Genomic DNA, 14279 nt, shown 5'->3' with positions numbered 1-14279 from the left:
GCGCTGCGGCTGTCAGTCTTTCGCTGCAACCGCTTGCGAGTCGGACGGCAGCAACAATTCCACCCCTTGCTTGCGAATCCCGTCCGCCGCGGCCTGGGCCAGGTCGTCGTCGCTGATGATCACGTCGAACTGCTCCAGCCCGGCGATGCGGTACATGCTGAAGGTGCCGTACTTCGAACTGCTGGCCACCAGCACCACCTGGGACGCCGACTGCATCGCCACCTGCTTGACCTCGACCTTCAACGCCGACGGCGTGGTGATGCCGCGGCGCAGGTCCCAGGAGCTGGTGGACATAAAGGCGATATCGGTCACTACCTGACGCAGGGTCGCCACCGCCAGCCCGCCGACGCAGGAATGGTTGTCGTGGTCGAGCTGGCCGCCGGTGTGGATCACCGTCACCTGCGGCGCCTCCATCAGCGCCTGGACGATACCGAAGTCGTTGGTCACCACCGTCATGCCCGACAGCGCCTTGATGTACGGCACGATCTCCAGGGTGCTGGTGCCGGCGTCCAGGTACACCGTCATGTCCGCGTGCAGCAGGCGCGCCGCCAGCCGGGCCATGGCCTGCTTCTGCGGCAGCTCGACCACCGCCTTGCTCTGGTGGCTCGGCTCGCTGTGCAACTGGCTGGCGATACGCACCCCACCGGTCACCGAATAGGCCCGGCCTTCCTGCTCCAGCAGGGCAATGTCGCGGCGCACCGTCATGTGCGAACAGTCGAACATCTCCATCAACTGATGCACGCTCAACACCTGATGCTTGCGCAACTGGCGCAAAATCAGCTCGCGACGCTGCTCGGGAATCATCGGGGCGCCGCTATCGCTGGCGATGACCTTGGGGTTGGGCATTGAGGCTCCGCAGTGGTTGGGCAGAAGGCGGGTAACTGGCGGACATAGTAGCGAATCCGCGAGGTGTGGACGAGAAGCGGTGCACGCCGGCTTCTTCCGTAGGAGCGAGGCTTGCCCGCGATGAGCGATAGCGTGGTATCCCGGTATTGCGCGTGATAGCTATCGCGGGCAAGCCTCGCTCCTACAAGATTGCGCGTGCTTCTTCTGTAGGAGCGCAGCTTGCTCGCGATGAACGATAACGCGGTACCCCGGCATTGCGCGTGACGGCTATCGCGGGCAAGCCTCGCCCATACAGAATGGCGTGTACCAGCGGTTACCAAGGAACGGTCATGGACCCCAAACGTTATGAACACCTGACCATCAGCGTCGAGCCCCATGAAATGCGCATGAGCCATTGGGTGTATGCACCGAAGGTGGTGGATGGCCGCGATGGCCGGGTGCTGCTGGACCTGAGCGGCGGGCCCTGGGACCTGGTATCCAGCTCGCAATCGACAACGGCGGTGGAACTGCTGCTGCGCCAGTACCCCGGAGATCGTGAGGCGCTCTGCCTGAGCATTCGCCTGGCCGACAACAGCCTATGGCTGGAGGGCACTGCGGTTGCCGCCGAGGATATCGAACGGGCGTTGGAGCGGGCGCAGGGCTGAGCGGCGCCGTGGCGCATGCCGGCGAAGCGTCACCGGGCCCTGGCGACCGTTGGTAAGCTGGCGGTTCTTTCTTTTGCCAAATGGCATTATTATTAATGCCATCTGTCATCAGGCAGGGAGATGAGCATGACCGCCGCCGCCAAGAATACCGCCACCGTGAAACCTTCAGCCAAGGCCGAGAAGGTCAAGGGCGTTGCGCCCAAGGCCATCGCCAAGGTCGAACCGCGCAAGCCCTCCGCAAGCCGCAGCCCCAAGGCCAAGGTGAACCTGCTGAGCGAAGAGGCGGCGGTCTATGCGCTGCCTTCGCCCATGGTGCGCGGGCTGCTGCCGGGCACCGACGCCGATGACCCCATGGCGGTCTTCAGGGCCACCCAGCTGGGGTTCTCCCTCGGCGCGGTGATCGAGCTGGTGGAGTCGGTCGAGGCCTTCAAGCGCTACAACGTGCTGTCGAAGATCGTCGGTTTCTCCGAGCGCACCCTGGCGCGGCGGCTGAAGAACCAGGACCAGGCCCTGACCCCCGAACAGAGCGCCCGCGCCTTGCACTACGCGCAAGTGCTGGAAAAGGCCGAGGCGGTGCTGGGCTCGCGGGCGCTGGCCGAAGACTGGATGACCCAGCCGGCCCTGGGCCTGGATGGCGAAGTCCCCATCGACCTGCTGGCCAACCCGGTGGGCTATGAACTGGTGACGGACTTTCTGCACCGGCTCGAGTTCGGGGTCTACTGATGCTCACCGACCCCCTGGCCCCGTCCCTGCATTTCTGGCGCCTCGACCAGGCCCGGCATGCCTCGACCTGGAACAGCGGCATCGGCGCCGAAGGCAGCGGCGGCCGCTGGAACCCCAAGGGGCTGCAAGTGGTGTACGCCAGCCTGGACGCCTCGACCGCCATCCTGGAGGTGGCGGTGCACAAGGGCTTCAAGGCCCTCGACTGCCTGCCCCACACCCTGACCGCAGCCCGGGTGCTGGACCCCTCAAAGGTCCACACCGTCCGTCCCGAAGACATCCCCAACCCCAACTGGCTGATCCCCGGCACCCCCAGCCACAGCCAACAAGCCTTCGGCGCCAGCCTGCTGGAACAGCACCCCTTCGTGCTGATCCCCTCCAGCGTGTCGCGCCATAGCTGGAACCTGCTGATCAACCCATTACTGGCCACGGGGTTGTATGAGCTGGTGTTGCAGGAGCGCTTTGCGCTGGATGGAAGGTTGAGTCCGCCGGAGCGTTAAGGGAGAAGCAACTCACATCACAAAGAGACTTTTGGGGTCTTCAGTTCAGAACTGTCCTACAGCCTGTTTGTAGCCATTTGGCGTAACGTTCCACCGCCAACTGCTGACAATTTTGCCTCCATCCTGATGGGGGCATTTTTTTGCAATGTGGAAGCGGACAGGATCCCAATGAAACTGTTCACGCACTAAGTCTGGCCAGTGGGGGGCGCTCACTTACCTCCCTCGATACGCAGGCCAACTCACGCTGCCCTTGGGCGGCATGTACAACTTCAAGGAAGGCCCATAGTGAAATACACCGTAGAGGAAGGGCAGTGAACTGGCCTATTAATTCGGAGGAAGTCTTATGGAACAGGAGTTCAATTTGGCTGAGGAGCTGGCCAAACAGCCTCATCTGCTGGAAGTGCCCGGCAACCTGCTAATGAAGGGTGGCCCCGAGGACTATATCGGCGCCGTGCTCTGTCTACGGGGCACGCTCTACTTCAAGGAGGCCCATACCCCTCGGGTGCGCGAGGCACTGTGCCAATGTTTCGACGAGTTCAAGAGACTGGCCGAGCCTTATCTCACCTGGCTTTGGCGTGAGGAACCGCCAGAGGGCAAGCCGCTGACGGCGTACCCTGATGCAAAGCCGTTGCGCGACATGTTGGCCAATATGGATGAGGATTACCCGCTGAGCTTTTACTACACCAGCGGCAAGCAATCTAACGATGCGAGCGCTTGGTACTTCGATATTTTTGGCCAAGCTGCTTGGGAAGCCAAGATAGGGGATGACCTTAGCGTTCTGGAGTTCTCCATACCACTTCTCTACCAGGAACAGCAGCCACTGAGATTCTTGCAACTGTTCCTGGACTTTGCACGGCGACTGAACCCAGAGCAGGGCTATGCTGGCCATGCCTACAACCTCTCAATAACCAACCGGGACGATAATCAGCCGACTGAGGCTTTTATGGCGGCGCGCATGCCTGGCCTGGATGTCGGCACTGCGGGATTGCTGGCTAATCGTCCGAAGTTCAAACCCACCAGGATCAAGACCGTCAGTTGGCTAACCGTACTCGATCAGGAACGCCTGGACCTGGTTGGGGGGCTGGACGCTTTGCGTGCCCAACTGCCTTCCAGCCATTTCGCTTTCTACGACTACGGTGCCGGTGTGGTGATCCAGGCCGGAGCCTACCCCTACCTCGGCGGCGATGCCGAAGACCCGCGACCAGCCCCCTACGTACTGCTGAACCATGTCCTCAAGGGTATCCGCTACGAGACCGTGGGTTCGTTGCACGGTGGCTCTCACGACGGCGAACTGCGCCTGGTCGGCTGGTCGGCCGATCAGTGGCTCAAACGCCTGGATGTGGATGAGAGTGAGATAGCTGGCTGGCGTGCCAGGCTGCTTGCTGACGAACCCAGCCAGGACGCTGCGAGCACCTTGGTAGAGCGCCTTTAGTTTTGCTCAGGATGCATTGCCGGCGTGGCTTCTTATGCTGCGGGGAAGGCCGGAGAGAAAGGGGGTGAAATCATGGATGAGATCATCTACGAGGCTGGCAAGTGAGTTTGCTGAGCACGATGGCAACGGTATTGGCCTTTTTGTTTGCCGGGATACCTCACCGGCTTTTCACCCGATGGCTTTGACGACACTTCATTAAAGTATGAGCTGGACGTCGCTGCAGAGTTTGAACAGAAGACCATGGATATTTTGGGCTGGGAAAGCCTCGCCGCAGAAGCCGATGGTGAGCTACCACTGACCAATGAGCAGGTCATGCAAATAGCTGCAGCCATTAAAGAGTCCTTACCCGATCACCTCGATATGTTTATTGGTGTGGTGGCGTAGCTCCACCCATCATCAGTCGTGCCCCTTGTCGATCAGGGAGAAGCTGATGTTGTTCACCGCAAAGTTTTCCAGATAGCCGAGGGTCACCTTGGCGTTGGGGTGGGATTCAGAGGACAGGCGATAAGTGTCCGAACCGCCACGCTTACCACGCCCGCCCGGAAGTGTGACCGGCCCTTGAGATGCCACCGGCTCGCCCAGAGCATTGCGTACAGACTTTTGATCCATCTCCAGGATGAACGGGCTCGGTAGGCTGCCCGTATAGACTGGCTGACCAACTGTTGGTAGCAGAGTAATCATTACCTGTTCCAAACGTCTGTTTTTCGCCCAAAACCACAGCTCGACCCCAGACGCAGGTCGTTGGATTAAATCGTCGTTTTCACTCTCCTCAAATAGAGGGATTAAGGGGCTATTCGGCACAACGCCAGCCGCCACAAGCTGTTCGTAAGTTCGGCCGAGGCCGTTTATCCATTGCTGAATTGTTATTGTGCTCATCAGTAATACCTTGGCTCGGGCTGATGATGGGATCTCTGATTTTGGCTAGCAAAATCGGTCATATACAAGTTCCAGGGGGCGAGAAGCAAGCAGGCTAGCTTCAGCAGTTGGAAGAGCGAAATCAGGAGCTTCTGATAGTTCTTATTCGCTTCCTGCAGTTCATAGAGACTTTTAGTACGGAGCTTTGGGAAAGCTCTGATATTTACGACTTTTCTGCATTGATAGGGTCGGTGCCTGAATTTCTCAGACACTCAGGATGTACTCATGGCCTATGTCATCAGGGAAGGAGACCCGACCACGACGGGTGGGAAGGTTATCGCAGGTTCATCAACGACTATCGTTGAGTACCGCAAAGTTGCACGCATCACCGACCCCGTGTGGTGCCCGGTGTGCCAGTCGGTGGGTTATATCGCGGAGGGCCATAACACATGGCTGGATAACCAACAGGCCATTGCGGTGGAAGGGTGCGCTGTTCAGTGTGGCTGCCCTGTAGGTTCTAACCGTCTTGTCGCCACTCAGTCTTCTGTCCTCTCGGATAATCAGCCACCGGTTCCTGTTCCCGCTGCCTTGGTGCCGCAAGTTGTGGCGAATACCCATCAATGGGCCGAAGCGATCAGGCGGGGATATTCGCAAAACCAATTTGCGGATTCGGTGCCGCGCGATCAGGTAAAGGGGCTGACGCCCATCAGCGAAACGGCGCTGTCAGCGCGCGCTCAGGCGTCACAACAAAGCGTAGAGCCGGGCTTTTATATCGTTCAGTCTCCGATGAGCCGTGCAGCCCTCGAAGTGGTGCTTTTCGGTCAGCCCGACGCGGCCCTCCTGGAGAAATTTCGTCGGCTCAACCCCCAACTGACGGACACCGCCAAACCCGGCCAGATGGTGGTCCTCAGCCACCCCGAAAACCATCAGTGCACCCGTGAAGAAGCACTGCTGATGGACGCAGCGGAAAAGGTCAGCGCCGCGTTGGACACCCTCACTCCTGAGGAGGCGGTGTTTATGGTCCAGTACCGGCAGCAGATCGAGTCGGTGCTGTCTTATGGTTCAACCAGCCTGGGTGTCGCTACGTCAGCTGCCGGCAATCATCTGGACAGTATTAAAAGGACCTTGCAGGAAATCGAATCCCTCCATCAAAGGTACTTCCTGCGGGATGGGCATCTACGCAGCGTCCAATTCTTTGCCGAAAGGCGAACGCTGTTTACCCGGCTGGACACCCATCTGACGACCATCACGAAAATGAGCATTGCCTTTCCCGACCACCCCGATCTGAAAACCGCACTGGGGATTTCCAGCCGCAGCCTGGTTCATCATTGGACTAAAGCGGGAGCAGCGGGGCAGATACCGGGGTATGCCACGCATATCGAGGGTGTCTCGAAGGCCTCCAAGGTGCTCAAGTATGGTGGCTGGATTGGGACGGCTTTGGGCGGTGGAGCGTCTTATGTGAAGGTTCAGGATGTTTGTTCTGCAGGGAATAAAAAGGCTTGCGAGAAGGTGAAATTTACTGAGGTGGGGAGTTTTGCTGGTGGGGTGTTCGGAGGGGCAATCGTCAGCCCGATTTTAACCCAGGCTATGACCTCCATCTGTGCTGCAGTTGCTGTTCCTACAGGGGGTACGGGCGGTGTTGTCTGTGGTTTGGTGGTGGTGGGAGCGGGGAGCTATTTGGCAGGGAAGGGTGGAGGGGCCTTCGGAGAGCTCCTCGGAGAAAATATTTATGAGATCGGGCAATGAGTAAGTTAAGTACGGCGGAGTACGTGCTTACCTTTTTGGGTGTAGCCACGTTTTTGGGCGGGGGAATTACTGCTGGGGTGTATTTCTATCTGAGCTGCACCCGAATGGATGAGATTTTGGGGTATGTGAAAAACTGCAAAGTAGTAAATAACCAAAGGTATTACCTTTATATGGGGGCTTGGGGCCGATTTTTAATGGTTGGGATGATTTCGGGTGCCTTGGCATACTCTGGCTATCAAATTAGAAAGGGGCTGATGGATGCTGGCGATGTAGATAATTTTCCTGAGCCGCTCAAACGGAGGCTGATTGTAATGTTTAACATGCAGTTAGTATTCCTGGTCTGTCTAATAGTTGAATTTATTTTTATAAAATTAATCAGGTTGTGAGCGTAAAAATCAAATATGAGGCAAGGCTGTGAGTAAATTTGGTGCGGCGGAGTATGTGCTTGCCTCTTGTGGTCTTATAACTCTATCAGGTGGGTTGGTTGTCTCAGGGGTGTTCTTTTATTGGGGATGTACGCGAATGGATGAGATTTTAGGGTGTGTTAAAAATTGCAAGGCCGTAATAAATAATAGGTTTTATCTTTATATGGGGGCGTGGGGTCGCATGGCTATGGTAGGGATGATTGCGGGTTCCTTAGCCTATCCTAATTACCATGTGAGAAAAGGGTTGATGGATGCTGATGATGTGAATAATTTTCCTAAGACTTTTAAGAAGAAGTTAGTCGTGCTGTTTAATATGCAGTTGGTTTTACTGTTTTGCTTTATGGTTGAGCTGATTGCTCTAAAGCTAATCAGATCCTGAATGTAAAGGATTAATTAATTCAGGCGGGTAGAGTGGAGGCGATGAAAATCAACCCAGCTCCATGCGGCTAGAGTGGGAGCGGGTGAAGCGATAGGGGGCTTTATTTATGAGGTTTTCAATTGAGCCTGCTTAACCTGGCGGCAGTTGTGCTTGCATTCACATTTGCCGGAATACTTGTTGGTGCCTTTGCCCTGATGGGCGTTTTTCTGTATGTCGGGTATTCACGTAGGGAGGAAATGTTGGGCCATCTTGAGAATTGCCAGGCAATACAGCAAAGAAAGTTTCTTATGCACGTCGGGCCGTGGGGGACAGTCATGCTCACGGCGTCGATTGCGGGGATCATGACGTTTCCCGGAGTTTATCTTCGTCACGGCGGAGTCAGTCAGGCGGACTTGGACGCTTTTCCATCGGCCCTAAAGCGCAAGCTGATCCTGTTGCATATCGTGAATATTGCGTTGGTCGTGGCTGGGGTGTTGGTCGGCGGAGCAATGGCTGTGTGTTGGAGCTATGTAAAAAAAGGCGGCCTTTAAGGCCCCGAAGTTCGGACATAAACTGCCACGCCTTTGTCGTTGCCCCGTATCGAGTCCAGAGCTAGCCTTTGATCATCGCTGCAAACGCAGTGACCGGGTTTGGTCGCCCGACGTTGATACAGGCGCAACGATATGGAGTTCAATTATGTGCGCCGACAAATCGTCCGCAGATCGCGGTTTTGCCCACTTCCTTTTCTTGCTCAATCACCTCTGCCTCCCAAGAGCAAAAGGAGGTGCGCTATGAGCACCTCCACCCCTGTCAAAACCCTCGGCTTCGTCACCTTCGGCCCTTGCGGCGATGGCGATCAAACCTTGTTTCGCGTCAACGCCGACGTGCCTCTGCACCAAGCCCTGGAACACGCTTCGACCCTGCTGTACTACGCCAAGAAACTCGCCCTGGACGCTGCCATGGAAGAGCAGGGCGAACGTTACGCCTGGGCCGCGCACTTTCTGGCGGAGATGGGCAAGGCGGTGATTGACGATGTGGGGTTGGGGCTGAGGGAAGAGGAGGTGTTGCAGGTTTAGTAGGTGGATGGATGTTGGGCAGGGCGCCGTTTCTGGGTGGCAGGGAAACGGCGTTTTTTATGGCGGTTACCCTGGTATCGCACTGTCGATTTCCCGGAGTCTGGTTCGACTATCTTTCAGGGAATGAAGCCGATGGGTCGCAATGATCGTCGGCGCTCCTTGCCTGAGCACTTTTACGCAGACGAACCAGGAGAAGACCATGCGCAAGCTTATCGTTGCCGCTTTCATGAGTCTGGATAACGTCATTCAAGCACCCGGCGGGCCTGAAGAAGACACCAGCGGCGAATTCCGCTTCGGTGGCTGGATAGTGCCTTACGCCGACGAAGCCTTCGGCCGGGCCATACAGGACCTGTTCTCACAGCCGTTCGACTTGCTGCTGGGGCGGCGCACCTACGACATATTCGCGGGGTATTGGCCGCACATACAGGCCGGTTCAAGCAACAGCTTTATCGCCGACCTGTTCAACCGCGTGCCCAAGCACGTGGCCACCCATAGTCCCGATACGCTTGATTGGCACAACAGCCATGCGCTGCAAGGAAACCTTGCCGACGCTATACAGGCCCTCAAACAGCAGGATGGCGCCAACCTGTTGACCCAGGGTAGCGGTGAACTGGTGCGCCAACTGCTGGCCGCCGGGTTGGTGGACGAGCTGTGGCTGATGATCCATCCCATCGTATTGGGACGCGGTAAACGCCTATTCGACGACCAAGCCCAGGCGTCGGCTTTCACTTTGGTGAACTCGACGAGTACTCCTGGCGGGGTGTTGATCACTCACTACGTTCGTAGTGGTGAGGTGCGAACAGGAACGTTCGAAGAGTAGGACAGCCCGTAACGGCCTTGACTTGAGCAGATGGAGGGGAGGCGCAATATTCGTGTTCTTGTTACCTAGCGGATCCATTCTCCATCTCTCTTATTGAATGAAATAAATGCCGGTTTCTTGAGTCAGGTTTCCACGTAAGGGCTGGAGTCCAGCACTTTGTATTGATAGTCACCTCTGGAGCTTCGGGGCGTGAGTAGAGGTTTTTGGGTATTTACTTGGGGCCGGCAACGGGCATTCACCAGCCATCTACCGTCGGCTGGAGACACGCTATTGCAAGTCTGCGGGTCTTGCCGCGATGGCGACGCCAGCCTACTGACGACGGTGTCTACGACATGACTTTTTATACAGTGCCTCAGATCAAGCTCAAGCGTCCAGGCGTTACGATGTTGAACATGAAGGTCCAGTACGTCTCGGCAATCCGGTGAGTTTCGCTAAACCTATGGCGCCCTCCCGCTGGCTCGACTATTAATTATAGTGTTCTGGCACAACTCATACGGATGGTAATCATGCTCAAAGGACTTAATCAGCTCCAGCGTCAGTTGAAGGAAGCCCAAGAGGTGCTTCAGAACCTCGACGGTGATCTTTGCACAGTAAATTTCAACCCCCATGATCCGGCGAGCATTGAGGAAGCCATTAGACAAGTCGAGAGAGTTATTGATGAGCGCATAGGCCAGCATGCTTCCAATCCTATCATTCAGCCTTTGGCGGGGGAGATGAAGGAGCGATACCGCTCAGAGATCCTCGATCGTGCGGCAGCGTCGAGACTGGAGGATGAAGAGTAATGCACGTGGATCTATTTTCGCAGCTGAACAATGCTGTACTCGATTTGCAAGGTGCCAGTCTCCAAACCTTTGAGCGTCCGCTTAAAAAAATATCAGCTCTCCTGAACAGCCCTGATCTCGAAAAAATCAACAGCTCTTTAAGAGCAGATCTGGATCTTGAGAGTTTTTTAAAAGTGAGTGAGGGTACTGGTGGGACCATGGTGGGTAGCGCGTCTCTCCTCTGGCCCGATGATCACGCAGAAACGTTAGGTCTAACCCTGTTACTGATTGATAAATTGGCAGCGGAGCCGGACTTCGCAATTAATTTCAGCCATCATTTCTTTTACGCAGGTAATAAAGTGATAGCTGGAATTCGCGAGCTGACCAGCCAACTCATCATCCCTTTCGTTAGGGATTACAAACTCTACGTCCAGACGCATGGAAAGGTTGAGCCACATTTGAAACTGCCTATATCCAATAAAGTTTTTATTGTCCATGGTCACGATAATGGGGCCCGTGAGACCGTTGCACGATTTCTTGAGCGAATAGGGTTTGAGGCCATCATCTTGCATGAACAGGCAAACCAAGGACGGACAGTCATCGAAAAAGTGGAGGCACATGGAGATGTAAGTTTTGCCGTTGTACTGCTTACTCCTGACGACGAAGGCAAAGTCAAAGGAGGCGATCTTGAGCCACGGGCTCGTCAGAATGTTCTGTTGGAACTGGGTTACTTTATTGGTCGGCTTGGACGTGACAAGGTCTGTGCTCTCAAACGGGGTCAGCTAGAAATTCCAAGTGACTTTGCTGGAGTGGTGTGGGAGCAAATGGACGACACAGGTGGCTGGAAGGGGGCTCTGGGGCGGGAGCTACAAGCTGCTGGACATACGGTTGATTGGAATAAAGTCATGCGTGTGTGATTGATTCGATTTCTATGAAGCAGCCATAGCTGCACTGATACTGCAGCCCGTTATTATGCTGTACTCAACCGCTTTAGTAGAAGACTGTAGCTGTAAACTCAGCACTCAGGTGGTCGGCTCTAACCACGGTTAGCTGATCGTTTGCTAATGCCGACATCAGCACCAGTTAAAGGGCCGCTTTGTTCTCTTGGGTCCAGTTACAACACGTAAGGGCTGGAGCCCTGGGCCCGGTTCTGATAATCACATACGGAACTTGGGGAGTGAACATAGGCATCCTGGATGCTTGCTTAGAGGGTTGAAAGTGGCCGGTCATGAATGACGGATAGCGGCCAGAAGCAAGCTATAGACACGCTGCTAGCGACTTTGTAATCTACATATAGCCCATGTAGCCTTCTTTCGTCGTCTAATGTTGTTGCCTCTGGGGCGTAACTCAAAAGCTGCGCTTTTGCTTGCCCGCTCACTTAATCGTTAGGCCTCTATTCGAGCATATTCACGATGACTGAAATAAAGCGCTACATCATTGATCAATCACGACTACCCAATGACTATCCAACTCACATACAGCCTGCTGAATTTTGGGAGGTGCTTGGGCGAACTGTAGCCACGTTCGGCCTGCTTGAGGATGTACTGTGTAAGGCAATTTTCGCGCTCACAGCCACCAAGCCATATAGCGACGCGGAGATTGCTAGCGCCTATGAAAAATGGGTGACAACGATGGAGCGGTCGTTATCCGATCCACTTGGCAACCTCATAGATACTTACGGCAAGGCAGTTCGTGAACACCCCGAAGCAACGATCAGCAACTGCGATGATCTGCTGAAGGACCTACGAGCGGCCTCGAAGGTCAGAAATGTTCTTTGCCATGGGGCTTGGCGCACGCCCGATCCAAGCGGTGCCTCGATACCATTCTACGTGAACAAACAGAGTGAACAGTTTGATACCCCGATCGATAAAGCATGGCTTGAGATCACGCGTCGGCACGCCGTAGAACTTATTTGCGCAGTCGTCGATTCGGTGACATACATGGGATTTCAGTTTCCAAGCTCATCAGGCCCGGGAGTTCCAGTATGGAATAACAACAATGCCTGACTAGTTGGTAAACACGCACTTCGGAAAATAAAGCTTAAACCGAGCGTCCATGGCCCTGGCGATGTTTACCACCGGCTCAGGTCCGCTGTACCAACAGCAGTACCGAAGCTGCGGCTGAACGCGTACCACTTAAGTTCGTCAGGTAGCTGTTTCCATATACCTTCAAAACACTGTACTCCCTAGTATTTGGTCGAATTGGCATTTCGACTTACGCTTGTAAGCTGGAAATGAATGTAAGGTAAGGGGGGTGAAAAATAGAAAGGTAGTCCAGAAGGAAAATTTTTTGAATTTTTGGGCAGCATCCGCAGAGCATCTATTGTGAAAGAAACTCCGAAAAGGAAATATTATGGTAAGTGAGCAGTGCTTTGCGGCAGTGTGTTTCATTCCGCTAGACTCCAACGGATCTAAGCTCTTCGGCTTCTCGGAGTTTCTCGCTGGCCTCGCTCTCATGGTCCTTGCTTGGACAATTGGTGACGTTCGTTACCGTTTCCGAGTACAAACAGCCCCAGTTCCCCTCCAAGGCGTGACCTTCTCGGTCGTCGCCACTGTCGGCATACTCACTTTGCTAACCGACTTGTGGCGTGCTCAAGGATGGCTCATCCCTCAAGGTAATCTGCTCACACCAGCTTCTTGGCAGACCCTCCTCGCAGGCATCTTTCTCCTTACATTCCTAACTTGGGCATGGTTCGCCTTTATCAGGCGGCCAACATTTGGGAAGCGTAATGCCAAGCGCTACGCGCAGACCTTATATCGGCTAATTCTGAAAGGCGATCCAACTGAGTTGGCCGTAGCAGCTGACGAACTCACGTATTCAGCCAGAGCGCTAGTGCACTATGCAACCGACCGCAGAGACCTAGAGCGTTATCATGGTAAGCAAAATAAAGGTGGGTTACAGCCGGATCCACCTGCGGTTGTAGGATACGCAAACGATCTGCTTCTTCTTATGGCTGACAAGCGCTTCTGCCGAGTAATCGTCGAATCCTCACCGGGTACCGCCTTGGCTATTTTTCTAGAGATGGGCGAGACGAAAAAGTACGGTATTCAGGTCGAAATTTTCGCCAAAAATATCGTAAAAGAAGCGCTGCTGAACACGAACTCGTTCCTCTACCACGAAGCGGAAGGATATGACTCTGGGCTGATTGGTTACCACAAACCCCTCAGCCAAGCGATGTTCGGAAACTACATGATGGTTGAGACCATTAGGACACTGCTTGAGCCTGACATCATAGGTAAGTCGAAATGGAGTGCGGCGCAGTGGAAAGCCTACAGTCGGTTGGTCTTGATTACTCTCCAAGACTATGCGGATACATCGTATTGGAATCATTCTACCGTTCTCTACTGTGCCTTAGATTACATTGAGAGTGCTGTCTCAGGCTTGTACAAACTGAATACGGTAACTAATACGTGGGACAGCGATGATTTTCAGTGCCTCCGAGTAGTTATGGAGTTCATCAGCGATGCGGTAAAAATTCTTGATGAAAAAGGAGTACCTGCTCACATCAGGCGTCGTGTGAAGGTGGAATACGGCCCCCCACGTGAGTCGTTTTGCGACCATCTCGCGAACCTAATCTTCGAGGTCATCTTCCACGCCTCGGCTGTAAATTCGCCGCAGTGGGAATGTTGGTCATTACAGCACAACACGATTTGGGCCCCAATGCGCTCTCAACTTAACGGGCCTGTAGGCCAAGTTATAAAGTTCAAGTTACGCCGGCTTCTGTACAATGAGGTCGCCGACATGATCCGCTTCCCAAACTTTAAAGGAGCAAAGATTCTTAGTTTCTGTTTGAACGTTATGGGGTTGAAAATAAGTGAAGGTGACTTCTACAAGGACAACCGGCCCTTGCATAAGGCGATTCTTGCCTGGACGAAGAAACATTACGTCTGGTTACGAAGCGACACCCCCCGCGTGGCTGAAGCCTGCCTTGTCGACGGCATCACCTACGATGCTGAAAACCTTCAACTTGTGAAGAGCTATACAGCGGACGTGCTTCAGCGCGAACCGCGCTATGTCCGCCTTCAACTCGAGCCCGCACAAGCCAATGGAGACCCATAGCTTAAAAAGTAGACAGATTTTTCCTCCTGATTCCTAC

Annotated in this window: 17 protein-coding genes; 15 read left to right on the top strand and 2 right to left on the bottom strand. The window is 54.6% G+C overall.

The window, feature by feature from the left end; all coding sequences use genetic code 11:
- Window positions 1–12: 12 nt before the first annotated feature.
- The gene (locus tag PVZ78_RS26260; RefSeq protein WP_273829530.1) at window positions 13–846 is read right to left on the bottom strand and encodes a DeoR/GlpR family DNA-binding transcription regulator; all 834 of its coding nucleotides are present in this window, start codon (window positions 844–846) and stop codon (window positions 13–15) included.
- Window positions 847–1175: 329 nt separating this feature from the next.
- Between PVZ78_RS26260 and PVZ78_RS26255 the strand changes: the two genes are divergently transcribed.
- From PVZ78_RS26255 to PVZ78_RS26235, 5 genes are all read left to right on the top strand, one after another.
- Complete coding sequence (locus PVZ78_RS26255) at window positions 1176–1490, top strand: hypothetical protein (RefSeq protein WP_273829529.1); 315 nt, start codon at window positions 1176–1178, stop codon at window positions 1488–1490.
- 126 nt (window positions 1491–1616) lie between these two features.
- Window positions 1617–2213, top strand: coding sequence for a type II RES/Xre toxin-antitoxin system antitoxin (gene parS, locus PVZ78_RS26250; protein ID WP_273829528.1), 597 nt, complete (start codon window positions 1617–1619; stop codon window positions 2211–2213).
- Window positions 2213–2710 carry an RES family NAD+ phosphorylase gene (locus PVZ78_RS26245; RefSeq protein ID WP_009048639.1) on the top strand — a complete coding sequence of 166 codons (498 nt, stop codon included), beginning with the start codon at window positions 2213–2215 and terminating at the stop codon, window positions 2708–2710. The genes parS and PVZ78_RS26245 overlap by 1 nt, the downstream gene beginning before the upstream one ends.
- A 343-nt stretch (window positions 2711–3053) precedes the next feature.
- Window positions 3054–4142, top strand: coding sequence for a DUF3396 domain-containing protein (locus tag PVZ78_RS26240; protein ID WP_273829527.1), 1089 nt, complete (start codon window positions 3054–3056; stop codon window positions 4140–4142).
- 144 nt (window positions 4143–4286) lie between these two features.
- Window positions 4287–4526, top strand: coding sequence for a pyocin S6 family toxin immunity protein (locus tag PVZ78_RS26235; protein ID WP_273829526.1), 240 nt, complete (start codon window positions 4287–4289; stop codon window positions 4524–4526).
- Window positions 4527–4538: 12 nt separating this feature from the next.
- On the opposite strand, the gene PVZ78_RS26230 is transcribed toward PVZ78_RS26235, so the two are convergent.
- A complete protein-coding gene (locus PVZ78_RS26230) occupies window positions 4539–5018 on the bottom strand; it encodes a DUF6392 family protein (RefSeq protein ID WP_273829525.1) in 480 nt (159 codons plus the stop codon).
- A 264-nt stretch (window positions 5019–5282) separates the two neighbouring features.
- On the opposite strand from PVZ78_RS26230, the gene PVZ78_RS26225 reads away from it, so the two are divergent.
- The 10 genes from PVZ78_RS26225 to PVZ78_RS26180 all read left to right on the top strand — a co-directional run bounded on the left by PVZ78_RS26225 (window position 5283) and on the right by PVZ78_RS26180 (window position 14242).
- A complete protein-coding gene (locus PVZ78_RS26225; RefSeq protein ID WP_273829524.1) occupies window positions 5283–6743 on the top strand; it encodes a PAAR domain-containing protein in 1461 nt (486 codons plus the stop codon).
- Window positions 6740–7129, top strand: a complete 390-nt coding sequence (locus PVZ78_RS26220; RefSeq protein ID WP_053268875.1) for a hypothetical protein — start codon at window positions 6740–6742, stop codon at window positions 7127–7129. The genes PVZ78_RS26225 and PVZ78_RS26220 overlap by 4 nt, the downstream gene beginning before the upstream one ends.
- Window positions 7130–7157: 28 nt before the next feature.
- The gene (locus tag PVZ78_RS26215; RefSeq protein WP_273829523.1) at window positions 7158–7547 is read left to right on the top strand and encodes a hypothetical protein; all 390 of its coding nucleotides are present in this window, start codon (window positions 7158–7160) and stop codon (window positions 7545–7547) included.
- 119 nt (window positions 7548–7666) lie between these two features.
- Window positions 7667–8077 (top strand): hypothetical protein, encoded by a 411-nt coding sequence (locus PVZ78_RS26210; RefSeq protein WP_053268877.1) that lies wholly within the window; start codon window positions 7667–7669, stop codon window positions 8075–8077.
- A 240-nt stretch (window positions 8078–8317) separates the two neighbouring features.
- Window positions 8318–8602 (top strand): DUF3077 domain-containing protein, encoded by a 285-nt coding sequence (locus tag PVZ78_RS26205; protein WP_023968040.1) that lies wholly within the window; start codon window positions 8318–8320, stop codon window positions 8600–8602.
- A 199-nt stretch (window positions 8603–8801) separates the two neighbouring features.
- Complete coding sequence (locus PVZ78_RS26200; RefSeq protein ID WP_273829522.1) at window positions 8802–9422, top strand: dihydrofolate reductase family protein; 621 nt, start codon at window positions 8802–8804, stop codon at window positions 9420–9422.
- A 506-nt stretch (window positions 9423–9928) separates the two neighbouring features.
- Window positions 9929–10204 carry a hypothetical protein gene (locus PVZ78_RS26195; RefSeq protein ID WP_273829521.1) on the top strand — a complete coding sequence of 92 codons (276 nt, stop codon included), beginning with the start codon at window positions 9929–9931 and terminating at the stop codon, window positions 10202–10204.
- Window positions 10204–11100: a nucleotide-binding protein gene (locus tag PVZ78_RS26190; RefSeq protein ID WP_273829520.1), complete on the top strand. Its 897-nt coding sequence runs from the start codon at window positions 10204–10206 to the stop codon at window positions 11098–11100. Before PVZ78_RS26195 ends, PVZ78_RS26190 begins: the two co-directional genes overlap by 1 nt.
- A gap of 495 nt (window positions 11101–11595) precedes the next feature.
- Window positions 11596–12189 (top strand): hypothetical protein, encoded by a 594-nt coding sequence (locus tag PVZ78_RS26185; protein WP_273829519.1) that lies wholly within the window; start codon window positions 11596–11598, stop codon window positions 12187–12189.
- Window positions 12190–12535: 346 nt separating this feature from the next.
- Complete coding sequence (locus PVZ78_RS26180) at window positions 12536–14242, top strand: hypothetical protein (protein ID WP_273829518.1); 1707 nt, start codon at window positions 12536–12538, stop codon at window positions 14240–14242.
- The last annotated feature ends 37 nt before the right edge of the window (window positions 14243–14279 follow it).

It is taken from the genome of Pseudomonas sp. SBT1-2, assembly GCF_028640875.1.
Lineage (GTDB): Bacteria > Pseudomonadota > Gammaproteobacteria > Pseudomonadales > Pseudomonadaceae > Aquipseudomonas > Aquipseudomonas chlororaphis_I.
This window is presented reverse-complemented; position numbering and strand designations above follow the sequence as displayed.